The organism is Pseudomonas retamae (assembly GCF_043496865.1).
Classification (GTDB): Bacteria; Pseudomonadota; Gammaproteobacteria; order Pseudomonadales; family Pseudomonadaceae; genus Aquipseudomonas; species Aquipseudomonas retamae.
Genome location: NZ_JBIEIL010000009.1, coordinates 124,656 through 147,782 on the forward strand (window position 1 = coordinate 124,656; position 23,127 = coordinate 147,782).

Sequence of the window (23,127 nt, forward strand, 5' to 3'; positions counted from 1 at the left end):
GATCGTTCCCACGCTCCGCGTGGGAATGCAGCCCGGGACGCTCCGCGTCCCTGCCGAAGCGGACGCGGAGCGTCCAATGAGGCACCAAAGCGTCAACGATCACCAGGAACAAAAAAGCCCGCCGATGATTGCTCACCGGCGGGCTTTTTCTTGCAGCTGTTTTCTTGCTTAGATGGCGCCGCGTTTACGCAGCAAATCCAGCACCTGCTTGACGCTTTCTTCCAGACTCAGAGACTGCGTGTCGATCACCAGATCGGCGTTCAGCGGGACGTCGTACGGGAAGGATTCGCCCGGGATGTTGTCGCCGCCAGCAGCATACAGACCTTGCGGGTCACGCTCAGCGCACACGGTCGGCGACGCCTGCACATAGACCGTCAACAGACGCTCCTTGCCGATCAGCTCCTTGGCCTGCTCGCGACCTTCGGCGCTTGGCGCAACGAACGCAGCCAGGGTCAACAGGCCCGCTTCGTTGAACTGACGCGCCACATGCGCGGCACGCCGCCAGTTCTCGGTACGCCCGGCACGGTCCTGTGGCAGACCTTTATTAAGGTCGTGACGCAGGTTCTGCCCGTCCAATACGAACACCGCACGGCCCATATCGAACAGCTTGCGCTCGACCGCGTACGCCAGCGTGCTCTTGCCCGCGCCCGACAGGCCGCTGAACAACACCGTCGCCGGTTGCTGGCCAAAGCGCTGAGCACGTTCTTCAGTAGCCACGTGGGCCAGTTTGCCGTGGTGCGTGGCGGTGCCGTGCGCCACCGGTTGGGCGACGATCATGCCGGCGCCGACGGTGCCATTGGTCAACCGGTCAATGACGATGAACGCGCCGGTGGTGCGGTTGCTGTCGTAACCGTCGAGGGCGATCGGCGCGTCGAGCGCAATCTTCACCTTGCCGATTTCGTTGAGCTGCAACGCGCTCGCCGGGCCTTCTTCCAGAGTGTTCACGTCGACCTTGTTGACGATGCTGGCAATCGAGCCCGGCACGTAACTGGTGGCGCGTTTGATGTCGTATTTCTTGCCCGGCAGCATCGGCTCTTCCGCCATCCACACCAGCATCGCTTCGAAGCTGTCGGTGACCGGCGGCACGTTGTCGGCATGCACCAACAGGTCGCCACGGGAGATGTCGATTTCGTCTTCCATGGTCAGCGTCACCGCTTGACCAGGACCGGCATGCTCCAGCTCACCTTCGAAAGTGACGATGGACTTCACGCGGCTGCTCTTGCCCGACGGCAACACCACGACTTCGTCGCCCTTGTGCACAATGCCGCTGGCCAGGGTGCCGGCGAAACCACGGAAGTTCAGGTTCGGTCGGTTGACGTACTGCACCGGGAAACGCAGATCGCTGAAATTGCGATCGCCCGCCACTTCCACAGTCTCGAGAATTTCCATCAGCGACTGACCGGTGTACCAAGGCGAACGCTCGGACTTGTTCACCACGTTGTCGCCCTTGAGGGCCGACATCGGCACGAAGTGCATGCTGGTCGGCTTCATCTTCAAGCCTTCGGCAAACTTCAGGTAGTCAGCCTTGATCGACTCGAACACGCCTTCGTCAAAACCTTTGAGGTCCATCTTGTTGATGGCGACGACGATGTGTTTGATGCCCAGCAGGGATGCAATGAAGCTGTGGCGACGGGTCTGGGTCTGCACGCCGTAACGCGCGTCGACCAGAATGATCGCCAGGTCACAGGTGGACGCACCGGTGGCCATGTTGCGGGTGTACTGCTCATGGCCGGGGGTATCGGCGATGATGAATTTGCGTTTGGCAGTCGAGAAATAGCGATACGCAACATCAATGGTGATGCCTTGCTCACGCTCGGCCTGCAAACCGTCGACCAGCAGCGCAAGGTCAATGTCGTCACCGGTGGTGCCGACTTTCTTCGAGTCACGGGTGATCGCTTCGAGGTGATCTTCGTAGATCATTTTCGAGTCGTGCAGCAGGCGCCCGATCAGGGTGCTCTTGCCGTCATCGACGTTACCGCAGGTCAAAAAGCGCAGCAGCTCTTTACGTTCGTGCTGGCCCAGGTAGGCGAGGATGTCCTCGCTGATCAAATCAGATACGTGCGACATGACAGCCCCTTAGAAATAGCCTTGACGTTTTTTGTCTTCCATCGAGCCTGCGCCATCGTGGTCGATGACCCGGCCCTGGCGCTCGGAAGTTCGCGTCAGGAGCATTTCCTGAATGATGTCCGTGAGGCTTTCGGCCTCGGACTCCACCGCGCCCGTCAACGGGTAGCAGCCAAGGGTGCGGAACCGCACTTTCTTTTTGACGATGCGCGCCTTGTCTTCATCGGACAGGTGCTCGAGGATGCGCTCGTCGTCGATCATGATCAGCGTGCCGTTCTTCTCGATGACTTCGCGCTCAGCGGCGAAGTACAGCGGCACAATCGGGATGCCTTCGAGGTAGATGTACTGCCAGATGTCCAGTTCGGTCCAGTTCGACAATGGGAACACACGAATGGATTCGCCCTTGTTGACCTTGCCGTTGTAGACGTTCCAGAGTTCCGGGCGCTGGTTTTTCGGGTCCCAGCGGTGCTTGCTGTCGCGGAACGAGTAGACGCGCTCTTTGGCGCGGGACTTTTCTTCATCGCGACGGGCGCCGCCGAACGCTGCGTCGAAACCATGCTTGTCGAGAGCCTGTTTCAGGCCTTCGGTTTTCATGATGTCGGTGTGCTTGGCGCTGCCGTGGGTGAACGGGTTGATGTTCTGCGCCACGCCATCAGGGTTGATATGGGTGATGAGGTCCAGGCCCAGTTCTTCGACCATTTTGTCGCGGAACTTGTACATCTCCTGGAATTTCCAGCGAGTGTCGACGTGCATCACCGGAAACGGCAGTTTGCCCGGGAAGAACGCCTTGCGTGCCAGGTGCAGCATCACGGCGGAGTCTTTACCGATGGAGTACAGCATCACCGGGTTGTCGAACTCGGCGGCCACCTCGCGGATGATGTGGATGCTTTCCGCCTCCAGCTGTTTCAGATGCGTCAGTTTGTCGACCATGGCTACTCACGAAAGCTTTCTTATGAACGGCCAGCGGGCCGTGTTCGAGCGGGGAATCCTAGCACAGCGACCTCTTCTAATCAGGACGCCTGCTAGAACGAAAGGGCATATGAATATGCCTGCCAGTTCGGCCAATGAAGCCCTTTGTGGGAGCGAGCCTGCGCGCGAAAGCAGTGTGTCAGGCAACTCTTTTATTGAAGCTGCCGCAGCCTTCGCGAGCAGGCTCGCTCCCACAGGAATCCGCGATCGTGTCAGATCGGGTTGGGGCAATCGATAAAGATGTGCTCAAGGGCAAAACGTTTCGCCAGATAATCGCCCAACGCCTGCACGCCATAGCGTTCGGTGGCGTGGTGGCCGGCGGCGATGAAGCTGATATCGTTTTCCCGCGCGCTGTGAAACGTCTGCTCGGAGGCCTCACCACTGATGAACAGATCGACACCCGCGGCAACGCCCTGATCGATGTAACCCTGACCGCCACCGGTGCACCAGCCGACCCGCCGAATCATCGGGCTGCCTTCAATCAACAGCGGCTCACGCCCCATGACTTCCTGCACCTTGCGGGCAAAATCCCGCGCAGTCATCGGCTCGTTCAGCGAACCGACCAGACCGACGATTTTCGGATTGCCCGGATCCAGCGGGCCCTCGACGGTGATGTCGAGCTGTCGCGCCAATTGCACGTTATTGCCAACATCCGGGTGCAGATCCAGCGGCAAGTGATAGGCGAGCAGACTGATGTCGTGCTTGAGCAGGGTTTTCAAGCGGCGCTGTTTCATACCGGTGATGCACGGGTTTTCGCCTTTCCAGAAATACCCGTGATGCACCAGGATCAGATCGGCCTCGGCTTCGACGGCGGCATCGAGCAAGGCCTGGCTGGCGGTGACGCCGCTGACGATGCGCATCACTTGCGGGCGACCTTCGACCTGCAAACCGTTAGGGCAATAATCGGCAATTTTTGCACTGGCCAGGTAACGGTCGGCTTCTTCGACGAGGGTGCTGAGGGCAACGGCCATGAAAGACTCCTAAATATCCCGTTCAGAGGCACGCGCGGCCTCGTATAATGCGCGACATTATGGGCGGTCTGACCCCGCCTGCAACTTTTCCAGGACGTGCTTAATGCTCAAGGCGCTGCGTTTTTTTGGCTGGCCGCTGCTGGCCGGTGTGCTTATCGCTCTGCTGATTATTCAGCGTTACCCCGAGTGGGTCGGGCTGCCGAGCCTCGACGTCAACCTGCAACAGGCGCCGCAGACCACCAGCGTGCAACAGGGGCCGGTGTCCTACGCCGACGCGGTGTCCATCGCCGCACCGTCGGTGGTCAATCTGTACACCACCAAGGTCATCAACAAACCGGCGCATCCGCTGTTCGAGGATCCGCAGTTCCGACGCTTCTTCGGTGACAACTCGCCGAAACAGAAACGCATGGAGTCAAGCCTCGGTTCCGGGGTGATCATGAGCCCGGAAGGCTACATCCTGACCAACAACCATGTGACCAGCGGCGCCGATCAGATTGTCGTGGCGCTCAAGGACGGCCGCGAAACCCTCGCCCGCGTGATTGGCAGCGACCCGGAGACCGACCTCGCGGTATTGAAGATCGATCTGAAAAACCTGCCGGCGATCACCGTCGGCCGCTCCGACAACATTCGCATCGGCGACGTCGCGCTGGCCATCGGCAACCCGTTCGGCGTCGGCCAGACCGTGACCATGGGCATCATCAGCGCCACCGGGCGTAACCAGTTGGGCCTGAACAACTACGAAGACTTCATCCAGACCGACGCGGCGATCAACCCGGGCAACTCGGGCGGCGCACTGGTGGATGCGAACGGCAACCTCACCGGCATCAACACTGCGATTTTCTCCAAATCCGGCGGCTCGCAAGGCATCGGTTTTGCGATTCCGGTGAAGCTGGCGATGGAAGTGATGAAGTCGATCATCGAGCACGGCCAGGTGATTCGTGGCTGGCTGGGGATTGAAGTGCAGCCGCTGACTCAGGAACTGGCCGAATCGTTTGGCTTGTCCGGGCGCCCGGGCATTGTGGTTGCGGGAATTTTCCGTGACGGCCCGGCGCAGAAAGCAGGCCTGCAACTGGGCGACGTGATTTTGAGTATCGATGGCGAGCCGGCCGGTGATGGCCGCCGCTCGATGAATCAGGTCGCGCGGATCAAGCCGACTGACAAGGTCACGATTCAGGTGATGCGCAACGGCAAAGAGCTGAAGCTGACCGCTGAAATCGGCCTGCGTCCGCCTCCGGCACCGGTGAAAGAAAAAGAAGAATAAAACTTTATTCGCGCCAATGGCGCGAATAACAGACATTCTCAACAGGCATGTTATATTGTTTCAATTCTAGCAATTGGAACAACATAACATGTCGTCTCGCAAAAAGGCCTCGCTGCTCAGCCTGACCCTTGGATTGCTCTGCGATCCTGCGTTTGCCGATGAGCCGCAGCCGATGGAGCTCGAAGCGATCAGCGTCGTATCCGATTACGAATCGCCTACCGGTCCGGTCAAAGGTTACCGCGCCACCCGATCCTCCAGCGCAACCAAAACCGACACCGCGATCCGCGACATTCCTCAGGCCATCAGCGTTATACCGGCCAGTGTGCTCAAGGATCTGGGCAGCAACAGCGTCGAGCGAGCGCTGGATTTTGCCGGCGGCGTGTCTAAGCAGAACAACTTCGGTGGCCTGACGCTTTACGAATACAGCGTGCGCGGTTTCACCACCTCGGAGTTCTACAAGGACGGCTTCAGCGCCAATCGCGGCTACCCGAGCACGCCGGACGCCGCCAACATCGAGCGTATCGAAGTGCTCAAGGGCCCCGCCGCCAGCCTGTATGGCCGAGGTGATCCGGGCGGTACGGTGAACATCGTTACGAAAAAACCGCAGCCCGAAGCGTTTACGACCCTGCACACCAGCGCCGCCAGTTGGGATCGCTATCGCACCGCGCTGGACGTCAACACCCCGCTCGATGAGCAGGGCGATGTGCTGTCGCGAATCAACCTCGCGGTCGAAGACAACCATAGCTTCCGCGATCACGTCGACAGCCAGCGCGTGTTTGTTGCGCCGGCGATCAGTTGGCAGTTGAGCCCGGACACTTCGCTGCTGGTGGAAAGCGAAATCGTCCGGCACAGCTCAACTTTTGATCGCGGCATCGTGGCGCCGAACAACAAATGGGGCGGTGTTTCGCGCTCGACCTTCCTCGGCGAGCCCAACGACGGCAACATCGACAACCACAACAATCTGCTGCAGGCGACACTCGAACATCACCTCAACGACAACTGGAAGCTGCGCCTGGCCAGCCATTACAAAGAAGGCGAACTCTGGGGCGACGCCTCGGAACAACGGGCGCTGAACGCCGACGGCCACACCGTCAACCGTCGCTATCGCGAGCGCGACACCCAATGGCACGACAGCATCACCCAGCTGGAATTGCGCGGTCTGTTCGACCTCGGCCCCTGGCAACACGAATTGCTGATCGGTACCGAGTACGAAAACTTCCGCAAGAACGAACGCGTCACCACGGTCGCTGGCGGCTCGTACGCCATCGACATCTATAACCCGGTCTACGGCCAGGCAAAACCCAACGGCGCCCGCTCGGGCACTGACTTCTTCGAACACGTCGAAAGCCACGCACTGAACCTGCAGGACCAGATCATTTTCACGGACAAGCTGCGCGGCATGATCGGCGCACGTTTCGAGCACTTCGATCAGCACATCGACGATCACAGCCGCAACGCGACCAGCAACCAGCGTCACGACGCCCTCACCCAGCGCGTCGGCCTGCTTTATCAGCTAACGCCAGGCACCGGCCTGTTCGCCAACGCCTCGACCTCGTTCAAACCGAATAACGGCCTCGATGCGGCCGGCAAATCATTCGACCCGGAAGAAGGCGTCGGTTACGAAATCGGCATCAAGAACGAACTGTTCGACGAGCGCGTGAGCAGCACCCTCGCCTTCTTTCACATCGACAAGGAAAACGTCCTCGCCCTCGACCCGGCCACCGACACCAGTCGCGCCATGGGCAAGGCGCGCAGCCAGGGCTTCGACTGGCAAGTGAGCGGGCAAGTGACCGATGCCGTGCGGGTCATCGGCGCGTTCGCCTACATTGATGCCGAAGTGACCAAGGGCGACGCGACGATCCCCACCGGCAGCCGCATCCTCGGCGTGGCCAAACGCAGTGGCAGCCTGCTCGGCGTGTATGAATTTCAGGATGGCCACCTACGCGGCTCGGACCTTGGCGCAGCGTTCACCTATGTCGGCGACCGCTCGGGTGAATCCGGCAGCGATTTCGAGTTGCCGGCCTATCACACCGTTGACCTGCTGGCCCATTACAAGGCCAGCGACAACGTCACGGTCGGCCTGAACCTGAACAACCTCTTCGACGAAAAGTATTACGAGCGCTCCTACAGCAACTACTGGGTCAATCCCGGCGAGCCGCGCAACTTCACTGTCAGCCTGACACTCAACCTGTAAAAGGACGTCACCATGCAATACGGCAAAACCCTCATACTCATCGCCGCCCTGTTCGCCGGGCAGGTATCGGCCCATGGTCTGTGGACAGAAGAACGGCGCGGCAACATTGAAGTGGTCTACGGTCACGGCGCCGAAGACAACGCTTTCAAAGCGCAAAAGATCAGCGGCGCATGGGCTTATGACACCGCCGGCAAGATGATTCCGGTCAGCGTCGAGCGTCTGGCGGATCACGCCCGCTTGAAACCGTTGAAGTCACCGGCAGTGATGGCTGTGGCGTTGAACAACGGCATGTGGTCGCAGACTGCGGATAAAAAGTGGGTCAACGCAGGACGCAGCAAAGTACCGGGCGCTGTCGAGGCGACCGAGACGTTCAAGTACAGCCTGGCGATTTACCAGCCCGGCGCGAAGTTGCCGAAGCTAGAGCAGATCAAACTGGTAATCCTGCCGGAAGTTGATCCGCTGACCGTAGGGCCGGGTAATTCACTGCCGGTGCGGGTGTTGCTCGATGGCAAACCGGCGGCCGGGGTCAAGTTGGTTGGCGACTATCGCAGCGCGCCGAACACGCTGAGCACCGAGACCGACAAAGATGGCCGCGCGCAGGTATTGGTGAGGAATGAGGGGTTGAACGTCATTGCGGCGCAGGTTGAAGTGCCGGTGAAGGACAGCGCGGATGTGGACAGCCGCGGGTTGTTTACATCGCTGACATTCCTTGGCGAGCCGCATCACGAATAACACCCACAAATCCCGTGTAGGAGTGAGTCTGCTCTCGATGGCGTCGGGTCAGCCAACATCAATGTTGAATGTCCATCCGCTATCGCGAGCAGGCTCGCCTATGTAATCCGTCGTTCTGATAGAACGCATCGAACGTCGATTGTTCTTCAAATTGGCGCATACAGACCTATTTGAACTAACGTATAAAGCAAAATGTTATGAAAAACTGTCAGATCTGACAGTCCGCTGGTGGCGATTCCTCGAGTAGTTTAAGTGCAGCTTGTATAAGCCAGTCCAAGAGGAAGATGATTATGGAACAGAGAAATGTTTTGCAAAGTTCAAAACACAAAAAAAACGCAAGCGGCCAGTTCACTCTGAAAATAGATGGGCGTGAACAAACTTACGACCAGTATCAATACATCATTAAAGTGCCGACAGGCGGACTCATCTCCGCTGCGAAACACATAGGGCCCGGTGACTATGACATAGACACCATTTATCTTTCATACCCCAACGGCGCAATTGTTGATCAAAAACAAACCTGGAAATATCCAAATGACGTTGTAAAACTTCCTGAGAAGTGGGCACTTCATTATGGCGGCGCACGCTACGTTGCGGTTACAGGGACAATGACAGCCACATTCAAAACACTCCATGAACACATAAAAGGCGACTTTAACTTTGACGGTGTAGAGGAGAACGGCACCAGAACAATAAATGTTTCCGGAGACTTTGAACTAATTGTAAACCCTTGATGGTTAGACAAGAACAGCGCCTGCTCTTGGACTAATGAAAGCAAGGCAGGCGCTTCGTAATCGCTATTAAGGAATTATAAAAATCAAAGCTCACCCAGGCCGTCGATCAACGCCTGATTCTGCTCCGGCGTACCAATCGATATCCGCAAAAACTGCGCAATCCGCTCCTGCTTGAAGTGCCGCACGATCACGCCCTGCTCACGCAGTTTGGCCGCCAGCCACGCCGCGTCGTGCTGCGGGTGCCGGGCGAAGATGAAGTTCGCCGCCGACGGCAGTACTTCAAAGCCCTTGGCCTGCAACTGCGCAACTACCCATTCGCGGTGCTCGATGACCAGCCGGCAAGTCTTGTCGAAATACTCGCGATCTTCAAACGCCGCCGCCGCGCCGACGTTCGCCAGACGATCCAGCGGATAGGAGTTGAAGCTGTTCTTGATCCGCTCCAGCGCCTCGATCAGATCGGGATGCCCGACCGCCAGACCCACCCGCAGACCGGCCAGCGAACGCGACTTGGACAGCGTCTGCGTGACCAGCAGGTTCGGATAGCGATCCACCAGACTGATCGCTGTCTCGCCGCCGAAGTCGATATACGCCTCATCGACCACCACCACCGAATCCGGGCTGGCCTTGAGGATTTGCTCGACCGCGTCGAGTGCCAGCAGGCAACCGGTCGGTGCGTTCGGGTTGGGGAAAATGATCCCGCCGTTCGGCTTCGTGTAGTCGGCCGGGTCGATCTGAAACTGCGCGTTCAGCGGCACCGCGTCGAACTGAATGCCGTACAGCCCGCAATAGACCGGATAGAAGCTGTAGCTGATGTCTGGGAACAACAACGGCTGATCATGCTGAAACAGACCGTGGAAGATGTGCGCCAGCACCTCATCCGAACCATTGCCGAGGAACACCTGATTGCTTTGCACGCCGTAGTAACCGGCCACGGCATTCTTCAGCAGATCGCTGTTCGGGTCCGGGTACAGGCGCAGGTTGTCGTTGAGTTCGGCCTGCATTGCCGCCAAGGCTTTTGGCGACGGGCCGTAGGGGTTTTCGTTGGTGTTGAGCTTGACCAGCCTGGTCAGTTTCGGCTGTTCGCCCGGCACATACGGCACCAGATCCTTGACGAACGGGCTCCAGAATTTACTCATGCTCATTCCCCCTGCCCATTCAGAAATTCCTGGTCTTTGATGCGGTATTCGGCGCTGCGCGCGTGGGCGCTGAGCGATTCGCCACGGGCCAGCACCGAAGCGGTTTTACCCAGTTCGGAAGCGCCGGCCTCGGAGCAGAAGATGATCGACGAGCGCTTCTGGAAGTCATACACGCCCAGCGGCGACGAGAACCGCGCGGTGCCGGAGGTCGGCAGCACGTGGTTCGGGCCAGCGCAGTAGTCGCCCAGCGCTTCGGAGGTGTGGCGCCCCATGAAGATCGCCCCGGCGTGACGGATCTGCGGCAGCCAAGCTTGCGGATCAGCGACTGACAGTTCCAGGTGTTCCGGGGCGATGCGGTTGGCGACTTCGATGGCCTGGGCCATGTCATTGACTTGAATCAACGCGCCGCGGCCGTTGATCGAGGTCTCGATGATGGTGGCGCGGTCCATGGTCGGCAGCAGTTTGTCGATGCTGGCGGCGACCTTGTCGAGGAATTCGGCGTCCGGACTGACCAGGATCGCTTGCGCGTCTTCGTCGTGCTCGGCTTGCGAGAAAAGGTCCATGGCGATCCAGTCGGGATCAGTCTGACCGTCGCAGACCACGAGAATTTCCGAAGGACCGGCGATCATGTCGATGCCGACCTGACCGAACACATGGCGTTTGGCGGTGGCGACATAAATGTTGCCTGGGCCCACCACCTTGTCGACTTTCGGCACGCTTTCGGTGCCATACGCCAAAGCGGCAACCGCTTGCGCGCCGCCGATGGTGAATACCCGGTCAACGCCAGCGATGCACGCGGCTGCCAGCACCAACTCATTGATCTCACCGCGCGGCGTCGGCACGACCATCACCACTTCGGTGACGCCAGCCACTTTCGCCGGAATCGCGTTCATCAGCACCGAAGACGGGTACGATGCCTTGCCGCCCGGCACATAAAGGCCGGCGCGATCCAGCGGTGTGACCTTCTGGCCGAGCACGGTGCCGTCGGCTTCGGTGTAGCTCCAGGAATCCTGCTTCTGTTTTTCGTGGTAGCTGCGCACACGGGCGGCGGCTTTTTCCAGCGCTTCGCGCTGCGCCACGGTGATGCGGGTCAGGGCCAGTTCCAGGCGCTCGCGCGGCAGGATCAGGTCAGCCATCGAGGCGACTTCAAGGCCGTCGAACTTCTGGGTGAATTCGACCAGCGCCGCATCACCGCGCTCGCGCACGGCCTTGATGATGTCCAGCACGCGCTGATTGACCGAGTCGTCAGACACACTTTCCCAGCTCAGCAGATGATCCAGATGATGCGCGAAATCCGGGTCAGCAGCGTTGAGTCGGCGAATTGCAGTCGGTGCGGTCATAGCGAGAGCCTCATAGGAATTGGCAAAAACTCAGGCGCCCGAAACTAGCATTCGATCCGCTTGGGCACCTGAGAATTCTGGCTATGAGGCGGATAGACGGCGCGGCCTCGGGCCGCGCTGGTAGATCAGCCGCGGTGTCGCGATTCCACTGCGTTGCGCAGGGTGTCGATCAACGCCTGGATCCGGGCGTGTTGCATTTTCATCGAAGCCTTGTTGACCACCAGCCGCGAGCTGATCGTGGCGATCAGTTCCTGGGGTTCCAGACCGTTGGCGCGCAAGGTGTTGCCGGTGTCGACCACGTCGATGATCTTGTCGGCCAGACCGATCAGCGGCGCCAGCTCCATCGAGCCGTACAGCTTGATGATGTCGACCTGACGGCCCTGCTCGGCGTAATAACGCTTGGCGACGTTGACGAACTTGGTCGCCACACGCAGACGGCCCTTGGGCTCGGCGGCGCCGATCTTGCCGGCGGTCATCAGTTTGCACTGGGCAATCTGCAGGTCCAGCGGCTCGTAAAGGCCCTGACCGGTGTATTCCATCAACACGTCTTTGCCGGCCACGCCGAGGTCGGCCGCGCCATGCTCGACATAAGTCGGCACGTCGGTGGCCCGCACGATCAGCAGACGCACGTCGTCCTGGGTCGTGGGGATGATCAGCTTGCGGCTCTTGTCCGGATTCTCGGTCGGCACGATGCCCGCTTCAGCAAGAAGCGGCAGGGTGTCGTCAAGGATTCGGCCCTTGGACAGTGCGATGGTCAACATGGGAAACGTCAGTCCTTATCAAGGTACTCATGCCCGGTCACAATCGGCGCCGGACACACATCGAGGGTGCGCACACCCTCGACTCGAAACGAATTCAATGGACACGTCCGTGTGTCCCGATACAGCAATCAGCCTGGAACGCGACGGATCTTGGCGCCCAGCATCTGCAGTTTTTCTTCGATGCACTCGTAACCACGGTCGATGTGGTAGATGCGGTCGATCAGCGTGTCGCCTTCGGCAACCAGCGCCGAGATCACCAGACTGGCCGATGCGCGCAGGTCGGTGGCCATGACTGGCGCGCCCTTGAGCTTCTCGATACCGGTGACGATCGCGGTGTTGCCTTCAACCTGGATGTGCGCGCCCATGCGGTGCAGCTCGTACACGTGCATGAAACGGTTTTCGAAGATTGTCTCGATCACCGCACCAGTACCTTCGGCAATGGCGTTGAGCGAGATAAACTGCGCCTGCATGTCGGTCGGAAACGCCGGGTACGGCGCGGTGCGCACGTTGACCGCTTTCGGACGCTTGCCGTGCATGTTCAGCTCGATCCAGTCTTCACCGCAGGTGATTTCTGCGCCGGCTTCACGGAGTTTTTCCAGCACCGCTTCGAGAATGGTTGGATCGGTGTCCTTGACCTTGACGCGGCCACCGGTGACGGCAGCGGCGACCAGGTAGGTGCCGGTTTCGATACGGTCAGGCATGACCTTGTAGAAAGCCGAACCCAGACGCTCAACGCCGTCGATGGTGATGGTGTCGGTGCCGGCCCCGGAAACCTTGGCGCCCATGGCGTTGAGGAAGTTCGCCAGGTCGACGACTTCCGGTTCGCGGGCTGCGTTCTGCAACACGCTGCGGCCCTTGGCCAGAGCAGCCGCCATCATGATGTTCTCGGTACCGGTCACACTGACGGTATCGAAGAAGAAGTGCGCACCGCGCAGGCCGCCTTCAGGTGCCTTGGCCTTGATGTAACCACCTTCGACGTCGATGACTGCGCCCATGGCTTCGAGGCCACGGATGTGCAGGTCAACCGGACGCGAACCGATGGCGCAACCGCCAGGCAGAGCGACTTCGGCTTCGCCGAAACGGGCAACCATCGGGCCCAGTACCAGGATCGACGCACGCATGGTTTTCACCAGTTCGTACGGCGCGATCAGGGTCTTGATGGTGCGCGGGTCGATTTCAACGCTGAGTTTCTCGTCGATCACCGGCTCGATGCCCATGCGACCGAACAGCTCGATCATCGTGGTGATGTCGTGCAGATGCGGCAGGTTGCCAACAGTCACCGGGCCATCGCACAGCAGCGTGGCCGCCAGGATTGGCAGGGCGGAGTTCTTCGCGCCGGAAATGCGGATTTCGCCATCAAGACGCGCACCACCGGTAATAATCAATTTATCCATTAGTATCTCGACGCCCTAGGGCTCAGGTGCGCTCGGCCCAGGCCGCGCGGCTGAAAAATTTCATGGTGACCGCGTGGATGCTGCCATCAGCGATCCAAGGGTTCAAATGGGCATAGATGCTTTGCTGACGCTTGACCGGGCTCAACGCCGCCAGTTCATCGCTAATCACGTTCAGCTGGAAGTTGCAGCCTTCGCCTTCAACTTCAACCTGCGTACCTGGCAGCTTTCCTTCAAGGAAGCTCTTCACTTCTACGGCCTGCATGCTCAACCTCAATCGGCGCCCTGTGCGCACGGGTCGGACATCATACAAAAAAGCCCCGCGCCTGCGAACCCCGCAATGCAGGACTCTGACGGGGGGCTTTTGTTGCGGATGCGGGATCAGTGAGACGCGAACAGCTCGGTCAGCTCGCTGACCTCGGCAATTTCGCGCATGTCTTCCGGCATGGCGCGGATGCTGACAGCCTTGCCGGCCGCCTGAGCATCGCGCATGAAGCACAGCAGCAACGACAGGCCGACGCTGCTGGACTTCTTCACCGCCGAGCAATCGATGACCAGCGATTTCGCCTTGCTCGACTTGATCAGCGCCTGGCCTTCCTTTCTCAGGTCCGGCCCGGTGCGATAGTCCAGTACGCCACTGAGCAGCAGCTCATCGACATCACTCATACGCACTGCCGCCTCACTCATTGCGCTGGCTTCGCAGCAGCTTTGTCGGTTTCCTGCTTGGCCTTGGCCACTTCACCGGCCCAGCCATCGATGGTCTTGTCCAGATCGTTGCCATTGCGCTGCATCGCGTCAGCGAACTGGTCACGGAACAGCTTGCCAATGTTGATGCCGTTGATGATCACGTTGCGCAGCTTCCACTCGCCACCGATCTTCTCAAGCGTGTACTGCACCGGATAGATCGCGCCATTGCTGCCCTTGACGGTCATGTTGACGCTGGTGCGATCGCCCGATTCGTCCTTGGCAGGGTCAACGGTGATGCCCTGATTGTTGTACTCGAGCAGAGCGTTGCCGTAGAACTGGAACAGGCCGCGTTTGAAGTTTTCCTGAAAGCGTTGCATCTGCTCAGGCGTAGCCTTGCGCGAATACTTGACGGTCATGATGCTCTTGGAGATGCCCTCGGCATCCACCACCGGGCCGACGATACTGTTCAGCGCCGCGTAGAAATCCTGCGGATCCTGCTTGTACTTCTCTTTGTTGGCTTGCAGGTCGGCAAGCATCCGGTTGGTGGTGTCCTGAATCAGATCGTGTGCCGATTGCCCAGGTGCTGCGTTAGCCATCAACGGCAGTGCCGCGAGCAACACCAACAGGCCACGTCGCAAGATAGAGATCATTCAAAAGCTCCTCATTTGGCGTCTTTGCTAACGGTATTGAGCAGGAATTTACCGATCAGGTCTTCCAGTACCAGTGACGACTGCGTGTCGTGGATGGTTCCACCGTCTTTCAACTGGGTGTCTTCACCACCGACGCTGATACCAATGTACTTCTCGCCCAGCAGACCCGCGGTAAGGATAGATGCTGTGGAATCGACAGGCAGGTTGTCGACCTTCTTGTCCACTTGCAGCGTGACCCGACCGGTGAAGCTGTCGCGATCCAGATCGATGGCTGTGACCTTGCCGATGGTCACACCGGCCATGGTCACTTTGGCTCTGACCGTCAAACCGGCGATATTGTCGAAATATGCATAAAGTTTATAGGTGTCGGTGGACGAAGTCGGAGACAGGCCACTGACCCGCAAGGCGAGCAGCAGCAAAGCCAGGATCCCTGCCAGCAGGAACAGGCCGACACCGATTTCCAGGGTGCGGTTTTGCATCAGAAATCTCCAAACATCAAAGCGGTCAGAATAAAGTCCAGGCCGAGCACTGCCAGCGAGGCAAACACTACGGTCTTGGTGGTGGCACGACTGATTCCCTCGGAAGTGGGCTCACAGTCATAGCCTTGGAATACGGCGATCCAGGTGACGACGAAGGCGAAAACGATGCTTTTGATGATGCCGTTGAGCACATCACTGGTGAAGGTCACGCTGTTCTGCATGTTCGCCCAATAAGAGCCTTCATACACACCCAGCCAGTCGACGGCCACCCACGAACCACCCCAGATACCCACCACGCTGAAAATCATCGCCAGCACCGGCAGGGAAATGAAACCGGCCCACAGACGCGGGGCGATGATGTACTTGAGCGGATCGACGCCGATCATTTCCAGGCTGGACAGCTGTTCAGTGGACTTCATGTTGCCGATCTCGGCGGTCAATGCCGAACCCGCGCGCCCGGCGAACAACAGTGCAGTCACCACCGGCCCCAGTTCACGCAACAGGGTCAAGGCAACCATCTGCCCCACCGCCTGCTCCGAGCCGTAGCTCGACAGGATGCTGAAGCCCTGCAACGCCAGGACCATGCCGATGAAAATCCCCGAAACGACGATGATCACCAGCGACATGACGCCGACTGAATGAAGTTGTCTGACCAGCAGGCTGAAACCGCCGCTGATGCCGCCGCGCCCCAGCAGGGCATGAAACAGGAACAGCGTCGCGCGGCCGAATACCGCAACAGCGTCGATGGCCGTCTCGCCGAATCGGCGCACGCGCTCTAATAATGAAATTCTGCGCATCAGCGCTTCCCCAGAAGATCTGCGCGGTAGTCCGTCGCTGGAAAATGGTACGGCACCGGGCCATCGGGATCGCCGGTCATGAACTGGCGGATGCGCGGCTCGTCCGAGTTCATCAACTCGTCCGGAGTCCCCTGCCCCAGCACCTGGCCGTCACCGACTATATAAAGGTAGTCGGCGATGCTCGCGGTCTCGGCGAGATCGTGTGACACCACGATACTGGTGATGCCCAGCGCATCGTTGAGCAGACGGATCAGGCGGACCAGCACGCCCATGGCGATCGGGTCCTGACCGACGAACGGTTCGTCGTACATGAGAATCTGCGGATCGAGCGCAATTGCCCGCGCCAGCGCAACGCGGCGCTTCATGCCGCCCGACAGCTCGTCCGGCATCAGCTCGATGGCGCCACGCAGACCGACCGCCTGCAATTTCAGCAGGACGATGTCGCGGATCATTTCTTCCGGCAACTCGGTATGCACGCGCAGGGGGAAGGCCACGTTCTCGAACACATCGAGATCGGTGAACAGCGCGCCGCTCTGAAACAGCACCCCCATGTGCTTGCGCGCATCGAACAGATCGCTGCGCGACAGCGTCGGCAGGTTCTGGCCGTTGACCCAGACTTCGCCGCTGGCCGGACGCAGCTGCGCGCCCATCAACCGCAGCAGCGTGGTCTTGCCACACCCGGAAGGCCCCATGATGCCGGTGACCTTGCCGCGCGGGATGCGGATATCGACGTTATTGAAAATGCTGCGCGCACCGCGCTTGAAGGAGACTCCCTTCAGCTCGACCGCGTAGGCGTTATCGGCACTCATCTAAACTCCTTGCGATGCAGCCTCTCACTCGGACGCCTGTCTTTGGTTAAAAAGTACATACATCCCGGGCAGGCCGAACTGGCGGCGAACTATATCACTGCAAAGGCCACGCGCCCAAGGCTTGTGCCAGCCTGTATTCGGCGATATGACAGGTCTGCAGCGGCTTTTCCCGGCTTTTGGTAACGGGGAATGACAAAGCACGACGAACTTGCGTGAGGCTTTGCCACATAACCGCTATAATCGCCGCCTTTTCATCGGGCTATACGATTTCTGACATGAGCCAATCCAGCGACCTGATTCAATCGGCACAACGCACCATCCGCCTCGAAATGGAAGCCGTACAAGGCTTGCTGCCCCATATCGACGCCGATTTCGTACGCGCTTGCGAGATGATTCTGGCCAGTAAGGGCCGTGTGGTCGTGGTCGGCATGGGCAAATCCGGGCACGTCGGCAACAAGATCGCCGCGACCCTGGCCAGCACCGGCACCCCGGCTTTTTTTGTGCACCCGGCCGAAGCCAGTCACGGCGACATGGGCATGATCACCCGCGATGACGTGATCCTTGCCCTGTCCAATTCCGGCTCGACCAACGAAATCGTCACGCTGCTGCCGCTGATCAAACGCCTGGGCATCCAGCTGATCAGCGTCACCGGCAACCCGCAATCGCCACTGGCCAAAGCGGCCGAGGTCAATCTCAACGTGCACGTCGAGCATGAAGCCTGCCCGCTGAACCTGGCACCGACCTCTTCGACCACCGCTGCACTGGTCATGGGCGACGCACTGGCCGTGGCCTTGCTGGAAGCCCGCGGCTTCACCGCCGAAGACTTCGCCTTTTCCCATCCGGGCGGCGCCCTCGGCCGCCGCTTGCTGCTGAAAGTCGAAAACGTCATGCACGCCGGCCAGGAGCTGCCTCAGGTGCAACGTGGCACGTTGCTCAAGGACGCGCTGATGGAAATGACCCGCAAAGGTCTGGGCATGACCGTGATCCTGGAAACCGACGGCAAGCTCGCCGGAATCTTTACTGACGGCGACTTGCGCCGCACCCTGGATCGCGCCATCGACATTCGCAGCGCCACCATCGACCAGGTCATGACCGCACACGGCAAGACCGCGCGCCCGGAAATGCTCGCTGCCGAAGCCCTGAAAATCATGGAAGATCACCGAATCAACGCACTGGTCGTCGTCGACGAGGAGGACCGCCCGGTCGGCGCCTTCAACCTCTCCGATCTGCTGCGCGCAGGAGTCATGTAATGAGCAACGAACTGCTGCAACGCGGCAAGGCAATCAAACTGGCGGTTTTTGATGTCGACGGCGTCCTCACGGACGGGCGCCTGTACTTCCTTGAAGATGGCAGTGAATTCAAGACCTTCAACACCCTCGACGGTCAGGGCATCAAGATGCTGATGAACGCCGGCGTGGAAACTGCGATCATCAGCGGTCGCAAGACGCCGGTGGTTGAGCGCCGGGCGAAAAACCTCGGCATCCCGCACCTGTTCCAGGGCCGCGAAGACAAACTGGTGGTACTCGACGGTCTGCTCGAGCAACTGGGCCTAAGCTATGAACAGGTCGCCTACCTCGGTGACGACCTGCCCGATCTGCCGGTGATCCGCCGTGTCGGTCTGGGCATGGCGGTAGCCAACGCCGCCGATTTCGTCCGCGAGCACGCCCACGGCGTGACCCGCGCCCGTGGCGGCGAAGGTGCCGCCCGCGAATTCTGCGAATTGATCCTGCGCGCCCAGGGCCGCCTCGATGCGGCCAATGCCGCGTACCTGTGAGCCAAGCCATGTTCAGTAAAAAATTTCGCAACTTCCTGCTGTTCGGCTGCATCGCGGCGATTTTCGCCGCGGTCGGCTACTGGAACATCAGCCCGGAACGCTTTCTCGACAAACCGCCGGTGTCGGCCGCCGAGAATCCGATCGACTGGTACGCGACCAACACGCATACCATCCAGTACCTGCCCGACGGCAAAGTGCAGTATGAGATGACCTCGGACAAGGCTGAACACGTCAAGGCCACCGACATCACGCTGGTGACCAAACCGGATCTGAACATGTATCGCGGCACTGATTTTCCGTGGCACGTGACCAGTGAGCGCGGCGAAGTGAATTCCGGCGGCACCGAAGTTGAACTGATCGATTCGGTGCGCGTGAAGCGCACCGACGAAAAGAAACGCGACACCCTGATCACCAGTACCCGCATGACCGTATTCCCGCAGCAGGAATATGCGCAGACCGCGCAACCCGTTAGAATCGAGGGCGCTGGCGGTGTGTCGACTGGCGTCGGAATGAAAGCGTACCTGAAGGACAGCAGGATACACCTGCAATCGAACGTAAGAGGACAGTATGAGGCTCGTTAAAACCCTCCCTATTTTGCTCAGTCTGGGCGCAGCACTGGGAAGCGTGAGCGCCTGGGCTCTGCCGAACGATCAGCAGCAACCTATCCGCATTCAGGCCGACGACGCCCAACTGGACGACAAGAACGGCATCGCTACCTATAAGGGTGATGTGATCATCACTCAGGGCTCGATGATCGTCAAAGGCAACACGGTGACCATCACCCGCACTCAGGCCGGTGACATTGACGTGGTGACTTCGGTCGGCAACCTGGCTTACTTCGAACAACTGCAGACCGCCGGCGACAGCAAGCCTGTACAAGGCTGGGGCGTGACGATCCAGTACCACGCCGCGCAGAATCGCGTCGTGCTGATCGACAAGGCCAAAGTTGTCGACAAGGACAACAACACGACGCAAGGCGAGAAAATCGTCTATGACACCGTGAAGAAACTCGCCAGCGCCGGTCGCGCTACCGGCAGCAAGGTCACCGAGGCGCGTCCGCGCATCGACATGGTGATCCAGCCGAAGAAGAAAACCGACGAGAAAACCCAGTAATGGCAACTCTGAAAGCTCAGCACCTGGCCAAGGCCTATAAAAGCCGCCAGGTCGTGCGGGACGTCAGCCTGTCGATCGACAGCGGCCAGATCGTCGGCCTGCTCGGCCCGAACGGTGCCGGCAAGACCACCTGCTTCTATATGATCGTCGGCCTGGTGCAGGCCGATCAGGGCCGCGTACTGATCGACGATCTGGACGTCAGCCACCAGCCAATGCACGGCCGTGCGAAGGCCGGTATCGGCTATCTGCCGCAAGAAGCGTCGATCTTCCGCAAACTGTCGGTGGCCGACAACATCATGGCGATTCTCGAGACCCGTCAGGAACTCGACAAGGCCGGCCGCCGCAAGGAGCTGGAAAGCCTGCTGCAGGAATTCCACATCAGCCACATTCGCGACAACCTCGGCATGAGCCTGTCGGGTGGTGAGCGCCGCCGGGTGGAGATCGCCCGCGCACTGGCCACCGCACCTAAATTCATCCTGCTCGACGAGCCGTTCGCCGGTGTCGACCCGATCTCGGTCGGCGACATCAAGCAGATCATTCATCATCTCAAGGCCAAGGGCATCGGTGTGTTGATCACCGACCACAACGTGCGTGAGACGCTGGATATCTGCGAAACCGCTTACATCGTCAATGACGGCCAGTTGATCGCCGAAGGTGACGCCGAAACCATCCTGGCCAACGATCTGGTCAAGGAAGTGTATCTGGGTCACGAGTTCCGCCTGTAAGCGCGAGCCGTAAGGTGAGCTGCGCGGGTGCTGTATCGATCAAGCTGTTTTTTTATACCGTTTAATTGTTACAGCGCTCTAGGCAAACACTTCAGTTTCAGGCATATAATTTGCTTAAGTTTGGCGCTTCGGCGCCCTGTAGTGGATGGCGCATCGCGCCGGCGAATAAGGTGTTAAGCCCCTGCCATGAAACCATCGCTAGTCTTGAGAATGGGCCAGCAGCTGACGATGACACCGCAGCTGCAACAGGCCATCCGCCTGCTCCAATTGTCGACCCTGGATCTGCAACAGGAAATCCAGGAGGCCCTGGAATCCAACCCGATGCTCGAACGCCAGGAAGAAGGCGAGGACTTCGACAATTCCGATCCACTGGCCGACAACGTCGAGCAAAAGCCCAACACTGACATTCAGGAGCCCTCCTATCAGGAGGCCGCGCCGACGGTGGATAACCTCGACGACGGCGAATGGAGCGAACGCATTCCCAACGAGCTGCCCGTCGACACGGCCTGGGAAGACGTTTACCAGACCAGCGCCAGCAGCCTGCCCAGCAGCGACGATGACGAGTGGGATTTCACCACCCGCACCTCCGTCGGCGAAAGCCTGCAAAGCCATCTGCTTTGGCAACTGAACCTGGCACCGATGTCCGACACCGATCGACTGATCGCCGTGACCCTGATCGATTGCATCAACAATCAGGGCTACCTGGACGAAACCCTCGAAGAAATCCTTGACGCCTTCGACCCGGAACTGGACATCGAACTGGACGAGATCGAAGCCGTCCTGCACCGCATTCAGCAATTCGAGCCCGCGGGCATCGGCGCGCGCAATCTCAGCGAGTGTCTGCTGCTGCAACTGCGTCAGTTGTCGGCCAAGACGCCTTGGCTGGCAGAAGCCAAGCGCCTGGTCAGCGATTACATCGACCTGCTTGGCAGCCGTGACTACAGCCAGTTGATGCGGCGCATGAAACTCAAGGAGGACGAGCTGCGTCAGGTCATCGAGCTGGTGCAGAGCCTCAATCCACGTCCGGGCTCGCAGATCGAGTCCGCCGAAGCCGAATACGTCGTACCTGACGTCATCGTGCGCAAGGACAACGAACGCTGGCTGGTCGAGCTGAACCAGGAATCGGTACCGCGCCTGCGCGTCAATGCGCAGTACGCCGGTTTCGTAAAGCGAGCCGATACCAGTGCCGATAACACCTTCATGCGCAACCAGTTGCAGGAAGCCCGCTGGTTCATCAAGAGCTTGCAGAGCCGCAACGAGACCCTGATGAAAGTCGCCACGCAGATCGTCGAGCATCAGCGCGGTTTTCTGGAGTACGGCGACGAAGCCATGAAACCGCTGGTCCTGCATGACATCGCCGAGGCGGTGGGCATGCACGAATCAACGATTTCCCGGGTGACCACACAAAAATTCATGCATACCCCGCGCGGTATTTATGAGCTGAAATACTTTTTCTCCAGCCACGTCAGTACCTCCGAGGGCGGCGAATGCTCGTCCACCGCGATCCGCGCGATCATCAAGAAGCTGGTCGCTGCGGAAAATCAGAAAAAGCCGTTGAGTGACAGCAAGATCGCTGGTTTACTGGAGGCACAAGGCATTCAGGTGGCTCGCCGCACCGTCGCCAAGTACCGCGAATCCCTCGGAATCGCGCCTTCGAGCGAACGCAAGCGGTTGATGTAAGCCACGTTACAGCGTTCCAGTGGCAGGCTTTTCGGCCTGCCGCTTTATGCACTGGCAACGAAGGAGAAGCTGTATGCAAGTCAACATCAGTGGACACCAACTGGAAGTGACCCAACCTCTGCGTTCCTACATCGAGGAAAAACTCCAACGACTGGAGCGACATTTCGACAAGATCACCAACGTGCAAGTCACGATGTGTGTCGAAAAGCTGAAGCAGAAAATCGAAGCCACCTTGCATATTCCCGGCAGTGAAGTGGTCGCCAACGCAGAAGATACCGACATGTATGCTGCGATCGACTCCCTCACCGACAAGCTGGATCGCCAACTCAAAAAGCATAAGGAAAAGACCCAGAGCCTCCTCCAGGGCGCGACCGGTCGTTAACACCCTCATTCATGATCCGACTTGAAACCATCCTGACCCCCGGCCGTTCCCAAGTGAACGCGCCGGGCGGCAGCAAGAAAAAAGCCCTCGAACAGATTGCCAACCTGATCCACCGCGAAGTGCCGGATCTGGCGATGCAGGATGTATTCGAGGCGTTGGTCGCCCGTGAAAAACTCGGTTCCACCGGTTTTGGCAACGGCATCGCCATTCCCCACTGCCGCCTGAAGGGCTGCGCAGGGCCAGTCAGTGCCCTGTTGCACCTCGAAGCCCCGATTGATTTCGACGCCATTGATGGCGCCCCGGTGGACCTGCTGTTCGTGCTGCTGGTCCCGGAGGCCGCCACCGATGCACATCTGGAGTTGCTGCGCCAGATTGCCAGCATGCTCGATCGCAAGGAAGTCCGCGAAAGACTGCGCAGCGCGCCAAACAATGAAGCCTTGTACCAGGTCGTACTGGACGAGCAGAACGGGCATTAATC

The 23,127-nt window shown here is 59.4% G+C and carries 25 protein-coding genes; 12 read left to right on the plus strand and 13 right to left on the minus strand.

Annotation, left to right across the window (positions count from 1 at the left end; genetic code table 11):
• Window positions 1–168 precede the first annotated feature (168 nt).
• From cysN to ACGSLL_RS18590, 3 genes are all read right to left on the minus strand, one after another.
• Window positions 169–2,067 carry a sulfate adenylyltransferase subunit CysN gene (gene cysN / locus ACGSLL_RS18580; protein WP_394507472.1) on the minus strand — a complete coding sequence of 633 codons (1,899 nt, stop codon included), beginning with the start codon at window positions 2,065–2,067 and terminating at the stop codon, window positions 169–171.
• A 9-nt stretch (window positions 2,068–2,076) separates the two neighbouring features.
• Window positions 2,077–2,994: a sulfate adenylyltransferase subunit CysD gene (gene cysD / locus ACGSLL_RS18585; RefSeq protein WP_007912374.1), complete on the minus strand. Its 918-nt coding sequence runs from the start codon at window positions 2,992–2,994 to the stop codon at window positions 2,077–2,079.
• Between the two features lie 251 nt (window positions 2,995–3,245).
• A complete protein-coding gene (locus tag ACGSLL_RS18590; RefSeq protein ID WP_394507473.1) occupies window positions 3,246–4,004 on the minus strand; it encodes a Nif3-like dinuclear metal center hexameric protein in 759 nt (252 codons plus the stop codon).
• A 103-nt stretch (window positions 4,005–4,107) separates the two neighbouring features.
• On the opposite strand from ACGSLL_RS18590, the gene algW reads away from it, so the two are divergent.
• The 4 genes from algW to ACGSLL_RS18610 all read left to right on the plus strand — a co-directional run bounded on the left by algW (window position 4,108) and on the right by ACGSLL_RS18610 (window position 8,925).
• Window positions 4,108–5,265: a Do family serine endopeptidase AlgW gene (gene algW / locus ACGSLL_RS18595; protein WP_203420766.1), complete on the plus strand. Its 1,158-nt coding sequence runs from the start codon at window positions 4,108–4,110 to the stop codon at window positions 5,263–5,265.
• Between the two features lie 88 nt (window positions 5,266–5,353).
• The gene (locus ACGSLL_RS18600) at window positions 5,354–7,459 is read left to right on the plus strand and encodes a TonB-dependent siderophore receptor (RefSeq protein ID WP_394507474.1); all 2,106 of its coding nucleotides are present in this window, start codon (window positions 5,354–5,356) and stop codon (window positions 7,457–7,459) included.
• A 12-nt stretch (window positions 7,460–7,471) separates the two neighbouring features.
• Complete coding sequence (locus tag ACGSLL_RS18605; protein WP_394507475.1) at window positions 7,472–8,191, plus strand: DUF4198 domain-containing protein; 720 nt, start codon at window positions 7,472–7,474, stop codon at window positions 8,189–8,191.
• 290 nt (window positions 8,192–8,481) lie between these two features.
• Window positions 8,482–8,925, plus strand: a complete 444-nt coding sequence (locus ACGSLL_RS18610; RefSeq protein WP_394507476.1) for a hypothetical protein — start codon at window positions 8,482–8,484, stop codon at window positions 8,923–8,925.
• Between the two features lie 83 nt (window positions 8,926–9,008).
• On the opposite strand, the gene hisC is transcribed toward ACGSLL_RS18610, so the two are convergent.
• From hisC to ACGSLL_RS18660, 10 genes are all read right to left on the minus strand, one after another.
• A complete protein-coding gene (hisC, locus tag ACGSLL_RS18615) occupies window positions 9,009–10,061 on the minus strand; it encodes a histidinol-phosphate transaminase (protein ID WP_394507477.1) in 1,053 nt (350 codons plus the stop codon).
• 2 nt (window positions 10,062–10,063) lie between these two features.
• Window positions 10,064–11,401 (minus strand): histidinol dehydrogenase, encoded by a 1,338-nt coding sequence (gene hisD / locus ACGSLL_RS18620; protein ID WP_394507478.1) that lies wholly within the window; start codon window positions 11,399–11,401, stop codon window positions 10,064–10,066.
• A gap of 125 nt (window positions 11,402–11,526) precedes the next feature.
• Window positions 11,527–12,162 carry an ATP phosphoribosyltransferase gene (gene hisG, locus ACGSLL_RS18625; RefSeq protein ID WP_007967226.1) on the minus strand — a complete coding sequence of 212 codons (636 nt, stop codon included), beginning with the start codon at window positions 12,160–12,162 and terminating at the stop codon, window positions 11,527–11,529.
• A 128-nt stretch (window positions 12,163–12,290) separates the two neighbouring features.
• A complete protein-coding gene (gene murA / locus ACGSLL_RS18630) occupies window positions 12,291–13,556 on the minus strand; it encodes a UDP-N-acetylglucosamine 1-carboxyvinyltransferase (RefSeq protein ID WP_016771669.1) in 1,266 nt (421 codons plus the stop codon).
• 22 nt (window positions 13,557–13,578) lie between these two features.
• Window positions 13,579–13,818, minus strand: a complete 240-nt coding sequence (locus tag ACGSLL_RS18635) for a BolA family protein (RefSeq protein WP_003221710.1) — start codon at window positions 13,816–13,818, stop codon at window positions 13,579–13,581.
• Between the two features lie 116 nt (window positions 13,819–13,934).
• Window positions 13,935–14,240, minus strand: coding sequence for an STAS domain-containing protein (locus tag ACGSLL_RS18640; RefSeq protein WP_394507479.1), 306 nt, complete (start codon window positions 14,238–14,240; stop codon window positions 13,935–13,937).
• Window positions 14,237–14,890: an MlaC/ttg2D family ABC transporter substrate-binding protein gene (locus tag ACGSLL_RS18645; protein ID WP_129999927.1), complete on the minus strand. Its 654-nt coding sequence runs from the start codon at window positions 14,888–14,890 to the stop codon at window positions 14,237–14,239. Before ACGSLL_RS18645 ends, ACGSLL_RS18640 begins: the two co-directional genes overlap by 4 nt.
• An 11-nt stretch (window positions 14,891–14,901) precedes the next feature.
• The gene (mlaD, locus tag ACGSLL_RS18650) at window positions 14,902–15,369 is read right to left on the minus strand and encodes an outer membrane lipid asymmetry maintenance protein MlaD (RefSeq protein ID WP_016771673.1); all 468 of its coding nucleotides are present in this window, start codon (window positions 15,367–15,369) and stop codon (window positions 14,902–14,904) included.
• Window positions 15,369–16,166 carry a lipid asymmetry maintenance ABC transporter permease subunit MlaE gene (gene mlaE, locus ACGSLL_RS18655; protein WP_394507480.1) on the minus strand — a complete coding sequence of 266 codons (798 nt, stop codon included), beginning with the start codon at window positions 16,164–16,166 and terminating at the stop codon, window positions 15,369–15,371. Before mlaE ends, mlaD begins: the two co-directional genes overlap by 1 nt.
• On the minus strand, window positions 16,166–16,975 hold the full coding sequence (locus tag ACGSLL_RS18660) for an ATP-binding cassette domain-containing protein (RefSeq protein ID WP_090281786.1): 810 nt from the start codon (window positions 16,973–16,975) through the stop codon (window positions 16,166–16,168). Before ACGSLL_RS18660 ends, mlaE begins: the two co-directional genes overlap by 1 nt.
• A 275-nt stretch (window positions 16,976–17,250) precedes the next feature.
• Between ACGSLL_RS18660 and ACGSLL_RS18665 the strand changes: the two genes are divergently transcribed.
• The 8 genes from ACGSLL_RS18665 to ptsN all read left to right on the plus strand — a co-directional run bounded on the left by ACGSLL_RS18665 (window position 17,251) and on the right by ptsN (window position 23,125).
• On the plus strand, window positions 17,251–18,225 hold the full coding sequence (locus tag ACGSLL_RS18665) for a KpsF/GutQ family sugar-phosphate isomerase (RefSeq protein WP_394507481.1): 975 nt from the start codon (window positions 17,251–17,253) through the stop codon (window positions 18,223–18,225).
• Window positions 18,225–18,749 (plus strand): KdsC family phosphatase, encoded by a 525-nt coding sequence (locus ACGSLL_RS18670; RefSeq protein ID WP_090281784.1) that lies wholly within the window; start codon window positions 18,225–18,227, stop codon window positions 18,747–18,749. The genes ACGSLL_RS18665 and ACGSLL_RS18670 overlap by 1 nt, the downstream gene beginning before the upstream one ends.
• 8 nt (window positions 18,750–18,757) lie before the next feature.
• Window positions 18,758–19,330, plus strand: a complete 573-nt coding sequence (gene lptC / locus ACGSLL_RS18675; protein WP_258450493.1) for an LPS export ABC transporter periplasmic protein LptC — start codon at window positions 18,758–18,760, stop codon at window positions 19,328–19,330.
• A complete protein-coding gene (gene lptA, locus ACGSLL_RS18680) occupies window positions 19,317–19,862 on the plus strand; it encodes a lipopolysaccharide transport periplasmic protein LptA (RefSeq protein WP_394507482.1) in 546 nt (181 codons plus the stop codon). Before lptC ends, lptA begins: the two co-directional genes overlap by 14 nt.
• The gene (lptB, locus tag ACGSLL_RS18685) at window positions 19,862–20,587 is read left to right on the plus strand and encodes an LPS export ABC transporter ATP-binding protein (protein WP_008085069.1); all 726 of its coding nucleotides are present in this window, start codon (window positions 19,862–19,864) and stop codon (window positions 20,585–20,587) included. Before lptA ends, lptB begins: the two co-directional genes overlap by 1 nt.
• 186 nt (window positions 20,588–20,773) lie before the next feature.
• On the plus strand, window positions 20,774–22,267 hold the full coding sequence (locus ACGSLL_RS18690; RefSeq protein ID WP_394507483.1) for an RNA polymerase factor sigma-54: 1,494 nt from the start codon (window positions 20,774–20,776) through the stop codon (window positions 22,265–22,267).
• A gap of 73 nt (window positions 22,268–22,340) precedes the next feature.
• On the plus strand, window positions 22,341–22,649 hold the full coding sequence (hpf, locus tag ACGSLL_RS18695) for a ribosome hibernation-promoting factor, HPF/YfiA family (protein ID WP_007912419.1): 309 nt from the start codon (window positions 22,341–22,343) through the stop codon (window positions 22,647–22,649).
• 11 nt (window positions 22,650–22,660) lie between these two features.
• Window positions 22,661–23,125: a PTS IIA-like nitrogen regulatory protein PtsN gene (ptsN, locus tag ACGSLL_RS18700; RefSeq protein ID WP_394507484.1), complete on the plus strand. Its 465-nt coding sequence runs from the start codon at window positions 22,661–22,663 to the stop codon at window positions 23,123–23,125.
• Window positions 23,126–23,127: the final 2 nt, after the last annotated feature.